Genomic DNA, 18,540 nt, shown 5'->3' with positions numbered 1-18,540 from the left:
ATTACGATTCGAAAAAATTCACCGTGTGAGGTTTTATTTTTATTATAACCTGCTCATTATTTTCAAATGACTGGCCATATTGTGCAGCAACTTCAATTTCTTGTTCATCAATAACAAGTGAATAAACATACGCCGAACCAATAAAGCGACGACTTATGATTGTAGCTCGCTTACTAAATTTGTCACTTTGGTTATCTGCCACTAATTCTATTTGATGGGGACGTACATATATAAGCCCTATGCTTACGTCATGCTTACTCTCAATATAAGATTCGACTAAACCAAATGGTGTTTTGTATTCAGTTGCTGTTAATACTTCTGCGCTCAAGTATATGCCTTGACCCAGAAACTCTGCAACCTCCTTTGAACATGGAGCTGCAAAAAGCTGCTCAGGCGTGCCTTGTTGCTCAATTTTACCGCGATGCATAATGGCAAGTGTATCTGAAAAGGCAAACGCCTCTTCTTTTGAATGTGTAACAAACACAGCAGATACTTGGGTTGCCTTAATAATTCGACGTATATCGGCAATTAATTCAAAGCGTACTTGTGTGTCGATATTTGAAAAGGGCTCATCAAGTAGCAATAAACTAGGCTTATAAGCTAATGCACGAGCAATAGCTACACGCTGCTGTTGGCCACCCGATAACTGATGCGGGAACCTGTCGGCACAGCCAATTAAATGTACCAGCTTAAGCATTTCATCTACGCGTTGCTGCTTTTGAGCTTTACTCATTTTACTAAGCCCAAATGCGATATTATTTGCCACCGTCAAATGCGGAAACAACGCATAGTCTTGAAACATCATGCCGATGTTACGGTGCTCAGGCGAGACAAACGATTGCTCATCACTCACTAATTTACCGTCTATAAAAATAGACCCTTGCTTAGCTTCAATTAAACCTGCAATCGCTTTTAACGTGGTCGTTTTGCCGCACCCACTCGCTCCGAGTAGACAAACAATTTCATCTTTACCCACTGTTAAATCTAAATCGTGAATAACCTTTGTACCGTTATAGTGATAGCTCACGCCTTGTAAAATTAAACTACTCATTTAACTACGCTGCTCCATAGAACGATTAATAAAATACAAAGGAATAAACCCAACAATAACAATAAATAATGCCGATATAGAAGCAAGCTCTAACTGCTCGTCACTCACATACTGAAATACATGAGTAGCTAAGCTTTCAAAATTAAACGGCCTGAGCAATAGCGCAGCCGGCAGTTCTTTCATGCACTCAATAAATACCAATAAAGCAGCAGTAAGCAATCCTCTTCGCAGTAAAGGTAGGTGCACTAAACGCAGTGTTTGTCCTTGGCTTTTACCCATTGATTGGCTTGCCATATCAAGTGATGGGCTAATACGTAAAAAACTCGACTCAATTGCTCCGTGTGCAATGGCGTAAAACCTAACAATATAAGCAATAATAATAGTAAGAATGCTACCTGTAAGCAGTAAGCCAATATCTAAATTATACGGCTCGAGCGCTGTGTTAATGGTGTTCTCTAATAATGTAAGTGGTAACAAAACCGCAATAGCGAGTACTGTGCCAGGCAACGCATATCCTGTGCTTGCTAAACGCCCAGGAATAAGCGGATACGTTTGCTTTGCCACACGCTGATAAAAAACGACAAAAATACTCAACGTAATCGTTATTAGGCTCACAACCCCAGCCACTTTTAAACTTTGCCAAGCGTAACTAAAAAACTCTACATTCCATGCTTTATCAAAGTAGGTAATGGCGTAATTTATAAGTACTGCAATAGGGATTACAAACGCGATAAATAAAATAAAGCTGCAAAATGCCGTTGCGAGCCAAGCTGACTTTCCTTTTAATACATAGAGAGATTCACTATTTACACTTGATTGGCGCTCAAATACCGCTTGGTTACGACGACTAAAGCGCTCTGCCATTAATGCTAAAAATAACAGTAATAACATCACACCCGATATTTTAGCTGCCGCTGTAAGTGAGTAATAACCAAACCACGTATCGTATACGGCAGTCGTTAATGTACTTACGGCAAAATAACTCACTGTTGCAAAGTCAGCCATGGTTTCCATACTTATAAGCGCAAGAGCCGCCACAATAGCCCCACGAGAGAGTACTAAGCTTACTTTAAAGAAACTTTGCCAAGGAGATAATCCCATTAACTGGCTAGCTTGTACTAATTTGAATGACTGCTCGCGAAGAGCCGTTTTAAAAATCAAAAATAAATACGGATAAAGCACCAAGGCAATCATAACGATGGCCCCGGGTAATGTACGTATATCAAAAAACCAATAGTCATTAGGCGATTGCCAGCCAAACCATTCTCTCAGCGCTATTTGCACCGGGCCCGCATAATCTAATAAATCAGTGTATACATAGGCAATAATATAGGTGGGCATAGCAAGGGGCAGCATAAGTGCCCATTCAAACTGTTTTTTACCCGGGAAACTACAGTAAGCCGTTAGCCACCCAAGTGGCAAAGCTATGGCGCAGCTAAGGACGCAAACACCTAAAACAAGCAATACGGTATTGGTTATGTAATCCCAAAGCACGGTATCCCACAGGTGGGAAAACACCTCAGAGCTACCTTGTAGAGATTCAAAAAGAAGAAAAAACAACGGGGCCGATAGAATTAAGCCAGTCGACCACGCAAAGAGCTGCCATTTAGACAGCTTAAATTTATTAGTCATTAAAGATCGAACTTCACCTCATCAATTAGCTTAAGCGCTAACGGACGATATTTACTAATCTCATCAAGTGGCAAGCTGTCTTCTTTAAAACTCCCCCAAGAGGCAACCAAACTTGATAGTTCAACACCCGACTTAACTGGATACTCCATATTTAATGAGGCATACATGTTTTGTGCTTTGCTGTCGGTCATATATTCTATGAGCTTTAATGCATTTTCAGGGTTTTTAGCATATTTGGTAATAACCGCACCCGAAACATTTATGTGTGAGCCACGATTAGTTTGATTTGGAAAGTTAATATTTACGGCCTCTGCCCAACCTTTTTGCTCTTTATCTTCTAGCATTTTACCAAGATAGTAACTATTACCTAATGCCAAGTTACATAAACCTTCTTTAACTGCTTTAACTTGAGCACGATCGTTACCTTGAGGTTTACGTGCTAAATTAGCCTTAACACCTTCAAGCCACTCTTTGGTTTGCGCTTCACCATGGTGTGCAATCATAGAAGCCACTAAACCTAAGTTATATGGATGTTTGCCTGATCGCGTACAAATTTGTCCTTTGTATTTAGGATCTGCTAAATCTTCATAAGTGAGCTTAGGTAACTCACCAACTCGCTCTTTTGATGAATACACATTACGCACTCGCTTAGTGAGCGCGACCCATTGGCCATCACCGTCACGAAAAGCTGCAGGCACGTTATTATTTACACTGTCACTTTTTATAGTTTGTGTTAATTTTAAATCTTCTAATTGAATAAGCGCACTAAAATTAGAGGTTAATACTAAATCGGCTTTACTGTGCTTACCTTCACGTTTAACACGCTCAATTAACCCTTTTTTAGCAAAAACAACATTGGTTTTTATTCCCGTTTGTTTTGTAAAATCTTCTAAAATTGGCTGAATCAAAAACGGCTGACGAAAAGAATAGATATTAACAACGTCACTTGCAAAGGCTGGTGCCGATGCTGCTAATCCTAAAAAAAGTGTAAATACTGTCTTCATTATTTCACCTAAATAATTGTTATTATCATCGAATTCTACCGCGCTCATTCAAAAAGTGCACACTTTAAATAAATGTAAATAACGCCCAAAAAGGAAATCCAGTGTAAGAGATGTCTCACGGATGTGACAGCTAATGAGTAAAAATCAAGATAAAAAACACACAAAAACAACCTAAGCACCTGTATTAATTGAGCTTTCACATTATTACTGTTGCATAAATACTAATTGAATGTAGTTTTATCCCTATTTTAGTTGCTCTATTGCACTATAATTTACGCATCAACCAAGCAATGACGCTTATTGAGTAAAAGGAAATGGACTGCTTACTCAACCAACCAATGATTAGGTTACCAGGACAACACGGATTTTAGGACAGGCTCAGGATGAGTATCATAACGCAATGTTGTAAAAAGGACAGCGTCAGGAAGATGCGAAAAGGATAACAACACGGCTAAGTTGTTTAAAGGAATAAATGGACAGGCCTTTAAGGCAACACAATGGATTGGTTAAAATAGGGATATACTAGGAAGTGTAATTAAGGATTTGGTAATAGTATTTACCCTACAGGATGTTTAGGAATTTAAGGATACAGGCCCGGATGGTCTACATTACATAGAACTAAAAAGTAATATAGTAATAAACATGGATTAGTAAAAATTGGAGTTGATTAAGTTCAATTGCAGGATGCAGAAAATTAGAAGATTCCGCAAGCGCGCCTAGAGATAGAGCGCGCTTTTCTTTGCCTAAAATTTGGGTTTAGTAAAGCTCTAAGCAACTACCACTAACTTTTGCAGGGTAATACTGCATCCCAGCTAATCAATATTAATACCTTCAAATACTTTATTAATATTTTAAATTTCGCTAAGTTTTTCATTAATTGCGCCGATAACTAAGTAACGCAAGGATCATAAATACTCAATGGATATGAATTTTAAAACGCCGCAAAGCAATACCTTTTTATGTAAAGTATCAGACGCAAGTACAGCAAAACCAATTGGCGTTTTTAGTGCCCAAACTCCCAACGAAAATCCGTATAAAGCTTTATTTAGCCCCAAAGGTTATAACTTTTTAAATATGCCAATGAGTGAGTTTAAAAACATACTTAACGTAATTATCCAGTTAGAAAGCGATATTTCTATTAGTAAATGGGGTGAGGGTTCTCGACCTGATGAATTTAGTTATCAGCTTAATAGAATATCTAACGCTATTGCGACTACTCACTTTAAAGGAAAAACCGATATTAGCTGTTACTTTTTAAAGCGAGTCGAAGAGGCTAAGGATATGATTGGTGAGGACTGCACCTCGTTTATTCAGGCTCACAATAGCGTAAGCCAATTATATAATACGGTTTTACAATTAACATCTGAAGAAGGCTTCAGAGCAATTCAAAATAAAGCACTTGCTCACTTAAAAGAGCAGCAAGCTTTCGCTTAACTGCGTAAAACTACTCTTCTAGCGGTCGGCCTTTATTGCGCTTACCAAGCAAATACGCATCACGAAACTTAATAAAATGCTGTTCTAATTTAGAAGATGCATCCATTTCTCCCGCAAGCGCTAGCACCATAATAGCCACTTCAGCAGTGCCTAGTTGATGCGCATGAGGGGCAACACGTAATCGGTAATCAGATAGTTTATCAGCAGTAACAGAAAGTACAGGCAAGTTATCTAAGTATGGGCTTTTGCGAATCATTTTTTTAGCTTCACGCCAGGTACCATCTAAAAATATAAATAGCGGTTTTTTACCCTCTTCAATACTTATTTCGGTAATGGCCCTGCCCTCTTCTACATCTTCAGCAGGGAATACTACCATTGGCTGATATTGTGAATCATTTATTAAAGCTAAAAGAGCGGGGTTAGGGTCTGTTCTATCCCATCTAAATGCGTGGTTATCTGGCACTATTTCAGCAATTAAGCGCCCAGTATTAGAAGGTTTAAAACTTTCATTGTGATACATTAATAAGCACACAGCTGCTTTACAATCTGCATGCTCAACACCTTTACAAATACAGTAGTGCTTAGCTATTAAGCATTGCTCACAGCGATCTAATTTACCGCCTCGAGCATTAAACTCTCGACGGGATTCACTTATTTGTTGAGCGCGTAATGCTAAAACTGAGTTTTTCACTGTATTTACCTTCAATTAATTAAGCGCGCATTGTAACGACTTATCGCTATTTAATCTTATATTTATAGTCATACCAACCTGCATAAATCTTTGATCAATTTAACGAATTAAATTGCACTATAACGTCGTTAAAAATTTTTTATTTAGAACAACTAGATACAAAAACTTTTGCCTAGTTCTAGCGTAATTTTCTTAACGTTAAATAGACCCCATATATAAGCAGATTGGTATCATTGAATTAATTCAACATCTCTTAAATTAAAAACCAGACATAAAAAACCCAACCGAAGTTGGGTTTTTCAAACAAATGCTAAAAAGTTAAATTACTTCTTTTTAACTGCTTTTTTGTTTGGTAAGTCAGTGATCGAACCTTCAAAAATTTCAGCTGCAAGGCCGATTGATTCATTCAATGTAGGGTGAGCATGAATAGTAAGCGCTAAGTCTTCACCATCAGCACCCATTTCAATACCTAAACCGATTTCGCCAAGCATTTCGCCCGCGTTAATACCGATCATAGCACCACCGATTATACGGCCACTTTCTTTATCAAAAATAAGTTTAGTAGAACCTTCAGTACGAGATGATGCAATAGCACGACCAGATGCTGCCCAAGGGAATACCGCAGTTTCAATTTTTAGGCCTTGCTCTTTTGCTTCTTTCTCAGTAACACCTACCCAAGCGATTTCTGGGTCAGTATACGCAATCGAAGGAATACATTTAGGGTCGAAGAAATGCTTCTGACCAGAAATAACTTCTGCAGCAACATGACCTTCATGAACCGCTTTATGCGCAAGCATAGGCTGGCCAACTAAGTCACCAATTGCAAAAATATGGCTTACGTTAGTACGTAATTGCTTATCAACATTAATAAAGCCACGCTCATCAACGTTTACGCCCGCTTTTTCAGCATCAAGTAAGTTACCGTTTGGAGTACGGCCAACTGCAACAAGCACTTTGTCGTAACGTACAGGTTCTGCTGGTGCGTTTTTACCTTCAAACGTTACGTATAAGCCATCTTTTTTAGCTTCAACACCAACAACTTTAGTTGAAAGCATTACGTTGAATTTTTTGCTTACGTATTTTTGGTAAATTTTGATAATGTCTTTATCAGCTGCTGGAACTAATTGGTCAGCAAATTCTACAACATCAATTGCAGAACCTAGTGCACGGTAAACCGTACCCATTTCAAGACCGATAATACCACCACCAAGTACAAGTAGTTTTTCTGGTACATCTTTAAGCTCTAGCGCGCCAGTTGAATCAATTACACGGTCATCTTGTGGGATGAAAGGTAAGTTAACTGGTTTAGAACCTGCTGCAATAATCGCGTTATCAAACGTGATAGTTGTAGAGTCTTTCTCGCCTTCAACTACTAAAGTATTGCTGCCAGTGAATTTGCCGTAACCAGATACAACTTTCACTTTACGCATTTTAGCCATGCCCTCTAGTCCACCAGTTAACTGGCCAACTACAGAATCTTTCCAAGTACGAACTTGGTCAAGATCGATCTTTGGTGCGCCAAAAGTAACACCATGAGATGACATTTCAGCTGCATCATCAATCACTTTAGCTACGTGTAAAAGTGCTTTTGAAGGAATACAACCAACATTAAGACATACGCCGCCTAATGTTTCACGAGATTCTACCAATGTAACTTCTAAGCCCAAGTCAGCAGCGCGGAATGCCGCAGAGTAACCACCAGGACCACCGCCTAGTACAACAACTTGAGTTTTTAATTCGTTGCTCATGCTATTACCTTAATTGTTTGAACGGGACACTGCCCTAAAGTTTAACTGCCATGTTTCTGCAAGGCAGAAAGTGAGAGCAGATCACAAATTTGTGCAAAGATTGTATCATTGCAAATGGTAAAAATCCCAGCTAAAAACAACTGGCTGGGATTTGATTCTATTCATTGTCCAGCGATTACATCACCAATTGGCGAATATCGCTCATGTAACTTGCAAGAGTCACAGTAAAGCGTGCAGCTAAGGCTCCGTCAATAACCCTATGGTCGTATGACATAGACAGCGGAACCATTAGTTTTGGTTCAAACTCTTTGCCATTCCATTTAGGTTTCATTTCAGATTTAGACACACCTAAAATAGCCACTTCTGGTGCATTAACAATCGGCGTAAATGCCGTACCGCCAATACCGCCAAGGCTAGAAATAGTAAAACAACCACCTTGCATATCAGACGATGTAAGCTTCCCGTCACGTGCTTTAACAGATACTTCCATTAATTCGCGTGATAGTTCAATAATGCCTTTTTTATCAACATCTTTAAACACTGGTACAACTAAACCGTTTGGCGTATCAACTGCAACACCAATGTTAATGTACTTTTTAAGGATTAAGCTTTCGCCGTCGGCAGAAAGCGATGAGTTGAATTTTGGAAATTCAGCAAGTGCTTTTGCAGCTGCTTTCATTACAAACACAAGTGGCGTAATTTTAACACCCAGCTTTTTCTTCTCGCTAAGCACATTTTGCTCTTTACGGAATACTTCAAGGCTTGTGATATCAGCTTCGTCAAACTGTGTAACATGTGGGATTTGCACCCAGTTACGGTGTAAGTTTTTGCCTGATAGCTTTTGAATACGAGACAGCTTTTGCTCTTCAATTTCGCCAAACTTAGCAAAATCTACTTTAGGCCATGGAATAAGACCAAGCTCGCTGCCACCAGCATTACTACCTGCTGACAATTGACCCGACTCAACTTGCTTAACTAAGTTTTTAACATAGTTTTGCACGTCTTCTTTAACTATACGGGCTTTGCGACCAGTGCCTTTTACGTTAGCTAGGTTAATACCAAACTCACGCGCTAAACGGCGAACAACAGGTGATGCATGAGCATACGCGCTGTTTTCTGTGAAGCTTTCATTACTTGCTTTTGCTGGTGCCGCTTGAGCCGGTGCCGACTCAGTTTTAGCCGCAGCTGCAGGTGCTGATTTTTCAGCTGGTGCAGGTGCTGCTACTGGCGCGCTGCCTGCAACTTCAAATACAAAAATTAATGAGCCAGTCGATACTTTATCGCCAGCGGCTACTTTAATTTCTTTAACTGTACCGGCAAATGGAGCGGGTACTTCCATTGCAGCTTTGTCGCCTTCAACGTTTAAGATTGATTGATCTTCTTCAACCGTATCGCCAACTGCAACCATAATTTCAGTTACTTCAACTTCATCGCCACCAATATCAGGTACATTTACTTCTTTAGTACTTGGTGCTGCGTTTGCTGTTGAGCTAGCTGCTGGCGCTTCTACAGGAGCCGACTCTTTAGCCGGTGCTGCAGATTCACTTCCTGCTACTTCAAAAACAAACACTAATGAGCCTGTTTTAACTGTATCGCCAGCGGCGACTTTAATTTCTTTAACTATACCGGCAAATGGAGCGGGAACTTCCATTGCTGCCTTGTCGCCTTCCACGTTTAAGATAGATTGCTCTTCTTCAACGGTGTCGCCAACAGCAACCATGATTTCAGTTACTTCAACTTCATCATCGCCAATATCTGGTACGGTTACTTCTTTAGTTGAAGAACCTGTAGAAGCAGCAGGTGCTGCCTCTTCAGATTTAGCTGGAGCAGCGGCTGATGCTTTTTCTTCACCAGTGCTTTCACTCTCGCCTTCAAACAAAAATACTAAAGAGCCTGTTGTAACGGTGTCGCCAACGTTTACTTTAATTTCTTTGACTGTACCCGCTTGCGAAGCCGGTATTTCCATTGATGCTTTGTCGCCTTCAACATTTAATAATGATTGGTCCACATCTACTTTGTCGCCAACGCTTACTAATATTTCGGTTACTTCTACTTCATCGTCACCAATATCTGGTACTTTAATTTCAATACTCATTGCAAACCTCTTATGCGTACAGTGGGTTAAGTTTGTTAGTGTCGATGTTGAACTTTTTAAGTGCTTCAACAACTACTGACTTCTCAACTTCACCGCGTTTAGCAAGTTCAGATAACGTAGCAACAACAACGTAGCCCGCGTTAACTTCAAAGTGACGACGTAGGTTTTCACGGCTATCAGAACGACCGTAACCATCTGTACCTAACACTTTGTAGTTGCTGCTTGGAATGAATGAACGCGCTTGTTCTGCGTAGTTTTTCATGTAATCCGTTGCTGCAACAGTCACAGAGTCGTTTAATACGCTTGTGATGAATGCTGTTTTTTGCTCGCCTTCAGGGTTAAGCATATTGAAACGTTCAACATCTTGACCTTCACGCGTTAATTCGTTGAAAGACGTTACAGAGAACACGTCAGACGCAATGCCATACTCTTCGCTTAGAATCGTAGCGGCTTTACGCACTTCAGTCATAATAGTACCTGAGCTTAATAGCTGTACGTTGGCTTTTTTACCTTCGTAACTTTCAAGCTTGTAAATACCCTTACGAATACCTTCTTCAGCGCCTTCTGGCATAGCTGGCTGATGGTAGTTTTCGTTCATAAGCGTTAGGTAGTAGTATATATTTTCTTGGTCATCACCGTACATACGACGAATACCGTCTTGTACAATAACAGCAACTTCAAACGCGTAAGTTGGGTCATATGAAATACAGTTAGGAACCGTATTAGCAAGAATATGACTGTGACCATCTTCGTGTTGCAAGCCTTCACCATTTAGCGTTGTACGACCCGCAGTAGCACCTAATAAGAAACCACGTGCTTGTTGATCGCCCGCCATCCATGCCATGTCGCCAACGCGTTGGAAACCAAACATAGAGTAGTAAATGTAGAACGGGATCATTGGTAAATCGTTAGTGCTATATGAAGTTGCAGCAGCAACCCATGACGACATTGCACCTAACTCATTAATACCTTCTTGAAGCACTTGCCCTGATACAGTTTCTTTGTAGTAAGAAACAATATCACGATCCTGTGGCGTATAGTTTTGGCCATGCGGATTGTAAATACCGATTTGACGGAATAAACCTTCCATACCAAATGTACGCGCTTCATCGGCAATAATTGGTACGATGTTTTTACCAATGCCTTTATCTTTTAATAAGATATTAAGTGCACGAACAAAACCCATAGTGGTTGAAATATCACGTTTTTGTTCTTCAAGTAGCGGCTTAAACGCGTCTACTTCTGGCAACGTAAGTTTTTCACTAAAACGTGGAATACGCTTAGGTGTATAACCTTTAAGTTCATCACGACGAGCATGTAGATATTTATACTCAGGTGAACCTTCTTCAAGCTCTAAATAAGGTAGTTCTGCAAGTTGCTCTTCAGATACTAAATCATCAAGACCAAGGCGTGAACGTAAATGCGCAACATGCGACATGTCCATTTTTTTCACTTGGTGCGCAATGTTTTTACCTTCAGCTGCTTCACCCATGCCGTAACCTTTTACAGTTTTAGCAAGAATTACAGTTGGACGGCCTTTAGTGTCTTCTGCTTTTTTAAATGCAGCAAATAATTTTGATGACTCATGACCACCACGCTTAAGCGCGAAAATTTCGTCATCTGTCATGTCAGCAACAAGTGCTGCTGTTTCTGGGTAACGACCAAAGAAGTTTTCACGTACGTACGCACCATCTTTAGCTTTATACGTTTGGTAATCGCCATCAACAGTTTCGTTCATTAACTGTAGTAATTTACCCGTTGTGTCTTTAGCTAGAAGAATATCCCAACCGCTGCCCCACACTAGTTTAATTACGTTCCAGCCAGCGCCTTTAAACAAGCCTTCTAGCTCTTGAATAATTTTACCGTTACCCATAACTGGGCCGTCTAAACGCTGTAAGTTACAGTTAACTAAGTAACAAAGATTATCTAGTTTTTCACGTGCAGCAAAAGAAATGGCACCGCGTGATTCTGGCTCATCCATTTCACCGTCACCTAAAAACGCGTATACACGTTGGTTTTTAGTATCTTTTAAGCCACGACCATCTAAGTATTTTAAGAAGCGTGCTTGGTAAATAGACGAAATAGGACCTAAGCCCATTGATACCGTAGGGAACTGCCAAAATTCAGGCATTAACTTAGGGTGTGGGTACGATGGTAAGCCTTCGCCATCAACTTCTTGGCGGAAGTTATCTAGTTGTGCAGCCGATAAACGACCTTCAACAAATGCACGTGCATAAATACCAGGAGAAATATGACCTTGGTAATAAACTAAGTCACCACCGTCTACATCATTTGGTGCTTTAAAAAAGTGGTTAAAACACACTTCATAAAATGCAGCAGATGATTGGTAAGACGCCATATGGCCGCCTAAGTCGAGATCTTTTTTAGATGCACGTAGAACGATCATAATCGCGTTCCAACGTATAATTGAACGAATACGACGCTCAAGATTTACATCACCCGGGTAAGCAGGTTCTTGATCTACAGGAATAGTATTAACGTAGTTCGTGGTAATACCCGTTGGCATATCAACGCCGTCTAAACGGGCTTGCTCTAATACTTGCTCAAGTAAAAACTGAGCTCGTTCAACACCTTCTTCGCGCACAACTGATTCAAGAGCTTGTAACCACTCTTGTGTTTCTAGCGCGTCTACGTCAATTTTATTGACTTCAGACATATGGAGGTTTCCTTATGTTTAAAATACGAATATTGTTAATTTAATATCACAGCTACTTAATTTGTGTGTTCAAAGTAGTTATGTACTAACTTAATTTTGTTTAGTGCGTCTTAAACTACGTTCAATTCGCGAATGTTCTTTGCCTGCTTCAAGTAGTGCTTCTTCTATAAATGCTAAGTGCGCATTACTTGCTAAACGGGCTTGTTCTGGATTACCGTCAATAACGGCATCCATTAATAAACGCCTATGCTGGGCTAACTGACTGCTAATATCTGACTTTTTTAATAAAACAGTTAAATTTTGCAATACATTTTGCTCAAGCAGCGCTTTCATGCCTCTTACTAAATGCAGTAACACCACATTATGCGAAGCTTCTGCCACGCTAAAGTGAAATGCATTAATTGCTTTTGCTTTTTGCTGTAAATCATCATTAACTAGGGCAATTTTATCAAAGCTTTCTTTCACTTTGCTAAAATCGTTGCTGGTCCCGCGCAGTGCCGCGTAGTAAGCAGCAATCCCTTCTAATGCATGACGAAATTCAAGTAAATCAAACTGCGACTCAGGGTGTTTACTAATCAAATCAAAAAGTGGATCAGTAAGCCCTTCTTCGAGCTGATTTTTTACAAACGTGCCGCCACCCTGGCGACGCGTAACTAAACCTTTCGCTTCTAATTTTTGAATTGCCTCACGCAGTGACGGGCGAGACACTTCAAATTGCTTTGCTAGTTCACGCTCTGGTGGCAACTTTTCACCTGGTGCTAACGAGCCTTCAAGAATCATGTTCTCGAGTTGCTGTAAAATAACATCAGATAACTTTGCTGCTTTGATCTTTAAAGACATGAATCAACGTCCGCGTTGTATAAATACCAAGAGCCCATAAAGCGGGGCTTTGAGTAGTATGATTTACCCAAAAGGTAAATTGGTCATACCAAAAATTTTCAATACGGTATCAAAAACCTTATTAGCTGTCAATTTACAGGTAACTTGAGCAATTAAAGTAGCGTAACGCATTTTGAACGAAGATTAAACAATGCGCAATTTACAAAAATTGTTATAACGTTAATAGGATGAAAACAATTGGTCTGACCAGAAGGAATTAGAATATTAGCTCTATTTTATTGTGTTTAAAAATTGCAGGAAGAGATTAAAGCACCTTACATTGCATAAGGTACTTTATTAAAAAGGTATTAACTTAAGACAGTCCACCAAATAATGTAAGTAGTGCTATAAGTACTAAGTAAAATAATACATTGCGCTTAACAAGCTTAATCATACAAGTGGCTTCGTAGGTACAGCCATAATAACGCTTTTCAACTTGCTCTGCAGCCAGCGCTGTACATGTTACTACTTCTCGGTTTGGAGATTTAAAGTTAAGTACGTAACGTAGCCAACAGCTTGTGCCTTTATTAAAGTTACCTATTACTAAATAACCAAAGCTGGTAATACGTGCAGGTAACCAGTCGAGCCAAAACAATAATTTATGTATAAGTTTAAAACGCTTAGCAAATATTACTTTATGATCTTCTCGTACTAAATCAGCTAAAGTACGTACCAGTGCATATAAAACCGCACCTGGCGCGCCTAAAACAACGAACCAAAAAATAACCGCACAGTAAAATCTAAAGTTTACCCACGCCAATGTTTGCCCAAAGGTTTCGCCACCATTTTGATCATCAGTACGCTTTTGACCTATTTGCAACGCATATAAAGATGCAGCAGTACCGTCATCTCGCGTTAACGCATTTAAATACGACTTATATAAAGCACGCTGCTTAGCACAACCAAAGCAAACCAAAAGCACCGCGATATTAATGCCCAACTGCCACAAAACAAAATCAGATAAACAATAAATTAGTGCCATCGCAATCACTGGAAGTAAAAGCCAAATTAAAAAGCCCGGTGCTGAGCTAAATAAGCCCTTATCACCAAGTAATTTATTAGAGCGATTTAAATAACCATTAGCGTAATAACTTATCTGCCAGTAATTAGAACGAGCGCCTAAGCGCTCTAGTATTAATGCAATTATTATAGAAACTAAAATCATGGGAATAACTCTCTTAACTTAGTTGTTCAAGCATATTAAAAAACAATGGCCAATTAAAGCTACTGCCAGGATCTGTTTTACGCCCAGGGGCAATATCGCAATGCCCAACAATACGCGAAGGGGTAATTTTTGGATAGCGTTGCATTATAGATTTACTAATAATAGTTAATGTTTTGTACTGTGCTAAAGAATATGGAGCGGTGTCGGTACCTTCAAGCTCAATGCCAATGCTAAAGTTATTACAAGCAGGTACCCCCTCAAACTCGGATTGCCCTGCATGCCAAGCGCGCTTTTCAAAAGGCACATATTGTATAACCTCACCGGTGCGCTTTATAAAGCAATGGGCCGATACACGTAAATTCTTTAAGTCACTAAAACTCGGATGAGCATTGCAATCAATGCACCCCATAAATAACTCATCAACGAAAGGTGTACCAAACTGCCCTGCTGGCAATGATATATTGTGAATCACCAATAAAGAAATATCAGCCTCATCAGGGCGCTCATCAAAATGCGAACAAGGCCGCTGCGCTACCGTACTTAAAACACCGTCTAAATCTATTTTCATGATACGTTTATTATATAAATATCAAGATATACATAGCACTGATGCTAATGGATTTATTAAAAAAATGATAGTAACAAGCGAGGTATAAAACCTCACCTACAAATAATTCAAACCCATACGTAGGTGCTAATTTACATCCGCTCATGTAACATAACTTTTGAAATTAAAAGCGAGATATAAAACCTCACCTACAGATAATTCAAACCCATACCTAGGTGCGAATTTACATCCGCTCATGTAACGTAACTGTTGAAATTAAAAGCGAGGTATAAAACCTCACCTACAGATAATTCAAACCCGCACGTAGGTACGAATTTACTTCAAGCGCTTATCTTTATATTGATGAAAAGGCAATCGCTTCTCTTTCTTTTATAAACATAGTAAAATTTGCTTAATTTATTAACGCTTATGAGCTTTTATTATGTCTATCCCGCACTCTTTAGTTAGCCAACTTGTCACTCTTGCACTCGACGAAGATTTAAATTATCAAACAGCTCAAGACGGAGATATTACCGCGCAGCTTATCCCTCAGAGCGAGCAAGCCAACGCCAAAGTAATCACTCGCGAAGATTGCATTTTTTGCGGAAAAGACATCATCCTTGAAGTATTCAAACAAGTAGACCCAAGCGTTAAGGTTAATGTACTTATAAATGATGGCGACGCAGTTAAAGCAAACAGTACATTATTTACCGCTATTGGCTCGGCTCGTTCAATATTAACCGCCGAACGTACTGCACTTAACTTTGTACAAACTTTATCAGGCACTGCAACTACTACAGCGCATTATGTAAAAGAGCTAAGCGGTACAACTACGCAACTACTCGACACACGCAAAACAATACCCGGTCTGCGCGCTCTTCAAAAATACGCAGTAAAATGTGGTGGGGGTGCAAATCATCGCATTGGGTTATTTGACGCTTTTTTAATTAAAGAAAATCATATAGCGGCTTGTGGCACAATAAACAAAGCCGTAGCTCAAGCTAAACAAAACCACCCAAACAAACCAGTCGAAGTCGAAGTCGAATCACTCCCTGAACTTAAGCAAGCAATTGAAGCTGGCGCCGACATAATTATGCTAGACAACTTTAGCGTAGAGCAAATTAAGCAAGCTGTAATTTTAACCAACAAACGCGCAAAACTAGAGGTTTCAGGCAATATGACCCTCGAAACACTCAAAACTTATTCACAAGCCGGCGTCGATTTTATATCCAGCGGGGCGTTAACAAAAAACTTACAATCAATCGATTTATCGATGCGTTTTGAACAATTTTAAAGCAACAACTGCCAATTAATACCGCTAATCGATTGACAAGTTAAGTAAAAAAGCATTAAATAACCCGAAAGGCTTACTTTGTAACATTTTGTTAAATAAAATCGCTTTTTTATAAGAAGATACGTGCTAAATACTAAAATAAAATGGTAGACTAATTCTGTTGTACTATTTTATTTTAAAAGGTAGTCATAAATAACTAGTACCTTTAGTTTTTAAAGACATAATTAAAAACTAAAGCAACTAAACTACTTACTTTATGCCTATACTATTTGTTGCTACAACATGTAGTGCTCTTAGTAAACTTTTATAGCTAGTACTAAACATAATGAATTCACATACGGCTTTTGTGTTTCATACTCTAAAGCTAAAGTGTAATAAAATTAATTTTAAGTAAAACTGTAAAGTAAATCGGTTAAATTAAGTGAGGCATTTTGCCGCTTAAGTGATTTAAGTTACAAAAATCTATCCTTTAGGAGAGGAAACATGAAAACAATGACTCAAAAACAACAGGGTTTCACCCTAATTGAATTAATGATTGTAGTAGCAATCATCGGTATTCTTGCTGCAATCGCATTGCCTGCGTATTCAAACTACCAAGCAACATCTAAACTAACTGCTGGTTTAGCTGAAATATCAGCTGGTAGAACTGGTTTTGAAATAGCAAAAAACAATGGACTTGCAACTGCTCCTCCGGTTGCTGATATAGGTTTAAGTGCATCAACTAAAAACTGTGCTATTACTACAACAGCTACGACGATTGTTTGTACTATAGCAAATGCACCAACACAAATCTCAACTGCTGTTTTGACTTGGAGTAGAAGTACTGAAGGTACTTGGACATGTGCAACCAGTGGTATTGCTGCAACAAATAAAGATCTAGCACCTAAAAGTTGCCCACAATCTTAATCATTTTTTGATTACTAAAAGCGCCTAATTTGGCGCTTTTTTAATGCGTAAGAATCAGCATTCATGAATATAGTAAATATAATAAAATCATCGCTTATCAGCTTGTTTTTTCTGTGTACGCTAATACCTTTAATACCCATATTTTCCTACGATTACCATAATCACCAACGTATCATCCAAATAGCTTTTTTACTTTTCACGAGCCTTCTAGTGCTTACTGCTTTTTTAAGTAATAAAGAGCCTACTTTTAAGCTGGCACTAAACAAAAAAAATGGAATATTATTTTCGGTTTTTATCTTTTGTGGTTATTTATCTGCATTAATGAGTGCGGAGCAAAGCTTTAGCTTACTTTACACATTTCATATAAGTCTACTTATTTTAACTATGTGTTATGTAGGTACTATAAATAATAAAAAATCTATTTTATTTATTATTTATGCATTACTGATAACTCATACAGGCCTCATTTTAATATGCCTACTTAATATAATTTTTACGCTATCTGAACAACAGCCCTTAAACCCCTACATAATCTACTCCGGTTTTATTAACATTCGTTTTTTTAACCAAGTACAGGTGTTTATTCTTCCCTTTTTGGTGCTACTCCTAAAGTTTAAAAGCATTCAGCGTGTTGTATTTATTATTTTGTTTTTAAACTTATTACTTATATTTATTGGCCAAGCTCGTGGGGCTTTACTCTCATTTTTAGCTTTCTCTATTTTTGCTCTTGCTTTAAAAACCACATTAAAAAAACAAGTTTTTATCGGGTTACTCTGCTTTGTTTTAAGTTGTATTACTTTTTATGTTTTGGATTCATTAAATAGAGGAGGTACTGAAATACTACGCACATCCACCTCGGGCCGTATTGATTTATGGTTTAATACTCTTTCAAGCCTATCTTTAAAGCATTTATTTGTAGGCAATGGTCCTGGAGTGTTTGAAATGTCACTTGGGAGTTCAGCCCCTTTTAGTCACCCCCACAATTCATTAATTGAAATTTTAAATGAATGGGGTCTTATCGCCCTTATATGTATTTTAACCGCTGTTTTTACAACATTTAAAAAAGCGATAACACATTTAAAAAAGCATAAAAAAGACATCATTACTGAAAGCCTCTTTTATTCTTTTGCTATAGGAATTACATACTCACTATTTTCTGGTGTGCATGTAATGCCGGTTTCGCAAACACTCTTATTTATAATGTGGGGGTTGCTACTTGGTAGAATCAATAAAAAAAGTATCCAAAGCATTCCCATAAATAAATACTTAAAAGCTTTAATAGCCATTTTATTTATTTTTGCATGGTACCTTTACTTACAAAAAGCGATAAGTATTTATAATAATATTGACCCTGATAAGGGCTACATTTACGGGCCTAGATTTTGGTCCGTTGGGCAACGATTTTAAAGCGTCCAAC

Annotated in this window: 14 protein-coding genes; 4 read left to right on the top strand and 10 right to left on the bottom strand. The window is 38.7% G+C overall.

What is annotated here, in order from left to right; genetic code table 11:
• Nucleotide 1 precedes the first annotated feature (1 nt).
• The 3 genes from I6F50_RS07620 to I6F50_RS07610 are packed head-to-tail and all read right to left on the bottom strand — an operon-like array spanning nucleotide 2 to nucleotide 3,687.
• On the bottom strand, nucleotides 2–1,051 hold the full coding sequence (locus I6F50_RS07620) for an ABC transporter ATP-binding protein (protein WP_197175856.1): 1,050 nt from the start codon (nucleotides 1,049–1,051) through the stop codon (nucleotides 2–4).
• Nucleotides 1,052–2,683 (bottom strand): iron ABC transporter permease, encoded by a 1,632-nt coding sequence (locus tag I6F50_RS07615; RefSeq protein WP_165727150.1) that lies wholly within the window; start codon nucleotides 2,681–2,683, stop codon nucleotides 1,052–1,054.
• The gene (locus tag I6F50_RS07610) at nucleotides 2,683–3,687 is read right to left on the bottom strand and encodes a Fe(3+) ABC transporter substrate-binding protein (protein ID WP_197160337.1); all 1,005 of its coding nucleotides are present in this window, start codon (nucleotides 3,685–3,687) and stop codon (nucleotides 2,683–2,685) included. Before I6F50_RS07610 ends, I6F50_RS07615 begins: the two co-directional genes overlap by 1 nt.
• Before the next feature lie 918 nt (nucleotides 3,688–4,605).
• On the opposite strand from I6F50_RS07610, the gene I6F50_RS07605 reads away from it, so the two are divergent.
• The gene (locus I6F50_RS07605) at nucleotides 4,606–5,121 is read left to right on the top strand and encodes a hypothetical protein (protein WP_165727149.1); all 516 of its coding nucleotides are present in this window, start codon (nucleotides 4,606–4,608) and stop codon (nucleotides 5,119–5,121) included.
• A 10-nt stretch (nucleotides 5,122–5,131) separates the two neighbouring features.
• On the opposite strand, the gene I6F50_RS07600 is transcribed toward I6F50_RS07605, so the two are convergent.
• The 7 genes from I6F50_RS07600 to ampD form a co-directional block, all read right to left on the bottom strand.
• Nucleotides 5,132–5,812, bottom strand: coding sequence for a tRNA-uridine aminocarboxypropyltransferase (locus I6F50_RS07600; protein WP_165742233.1), 681 nt, complete (start codon nucleotides 5,810–5,812; stop codon nucleotides 5,132–5,134).
• 323 nt (nucleotides 5,813–6,135) lie between these two features.
• Nucleotides 6,136–7,560, bottom strand: a complete 1,425-nt coding sequence (gene lpdA, locus I6F50_RS07595) for a dihydrolipoyl dehydrogenase (RefSeq protein ID WP_007586124.1) — start codon at nucleotides 7,558–7,560, stop codon at nucleotides 6,136–6,138.
• Nucleotides 7,561–7,735: 175 nt separating this feature from the next.
• Nucleotides 7,736–9,655 carry a pyruvate dehydrogenase complex dihydrolipoyllysine-residue acetyltransferase gene (gene aceF / locus I6F50_RS07590; RefSeq protein WP_197175854.1) on the bottom strand — a complete coding sequence of 640 codons (1,920 nt, stop codon included), beginning with the start codon at nucleotides 9,653–9,655 and terminating at the stop codon, nucleotides 7,736–7,738.
• 10 nt (nucleotides 9,656–9,665) lie between these two features.
• Nucleotides 9,666–12,332, bottom strand: coding sequence for a pyruvate dehydrogenase (acetyl-transferring), homodimeric type (gene aceE / locus I6F50_RS07585; protein ID WP_010553346.1), 2,667 nt, complete (start codon nucleotides 12,330–12,332; stop codon nucleotides 9,666–9,668).
• Nucleotides 12,333–12,422: 90 nt separating this feature from the next.
• Complete coding sequence (pdhR, locus tag I6F50_RS07580) at nucleotides 12,423–13,172, bottom strand: pyruvate dehydrogenase complex transcriptional repressor PdhR (RefSeq protein WP_007586129.1); 750 nt, start codon at nucleotides 13,170–13,172, stop codon at nucleotides 12,423–12,425.
• Between the two features lie 352 nt (nucleotides 13,173–13,524).
• Nucleotides 13,525–14,376 (bottom strand): beta-lactamase regulator AmpE, encoded by an 852-nt coding sequence (gene ampE, locus I6F50_RS07575; protein ID WP_197119682.1) that lies wholly within the window; start codon nucleotides 14,374–14,376, stop codon nucleotides 13,525–13,527.
• Between the two features lie 13 nt (nucleotides 14,377–14,389).
• Nucleotides 14,390–14,944: a 1,6-anhydro-N-acetylmuramyl-L-alanine amidase AmpD gene (gene ampD / locus I6F50_RS07570; protein ID WP_007586132.1), complete on the bottom strand. Its 555-nt coding sequence runs from the start codon at nucleotides 14,942–14,944 to the stop codon at nucleotides 14,390–14,392.
• 421 nt (nucleotides 14,945–15,365) lie between these two features.
• On the opposite strand from ampD, the gene nadC reads away from it, so the two are divergent.
• The 3 genes from nadC (at nucleotide 15,366) to I6F50_RS07555 (ending at nucleotide 18,530) form a co-directional block, all read left to right on the top strand.
• A complete protein-coding gene (gene nadC / locus I6F50_RS07565; RefSeq protein WP_197118238.1) occupies nucleotides 15,366–16,217 on the top strand; it encodes a carboxylating nicotinate-nucleotide diphosphorylase in 852 nt (283 codons plus the stop codon).
• A gap of 483 nt (nucleotides 16,218–16,700) precedes the next feature.
• Nucleotides 16,701–17,123 (top strand): pilin, encoded by a 423-nt coding sequence (locus tag I6F50_RS07560; RefSeq protein WP_197140887.1) that lies wholly within the window; start codon nucleotides 16,701–16,703, stop codon nucleotides 17,121–17,123.
• Between the two features lie 210 nt (nucleotides 17,124–17,333).
• Entirely contained in the window at nucleotides 17,334–18,530 is a 1,197-nt protein-coding gene (locus I6F50_RS07555; protein ID WP_331458718.1) for an O-antigen ligase family protein, read from the top strand.
• Nucleotides 18,531–18,540 lie beyond the last annotated feature (10 nt).

The organism is Pseudoalteromonas sp. NZS127_1, from assembly GCF_015864295.1.
Lineage (GTDB): Bacteria > Pseudomonadota > Gammaproteobacteria > Enterobacterales > Alteromonadaceae > Pseudoalteromonas > Pseudoalteromonas arctica.
Note: the sequence above shows the minus strand (reverse complement) of the source record. Positions and strands in the feature narration are given on the sequence as shown.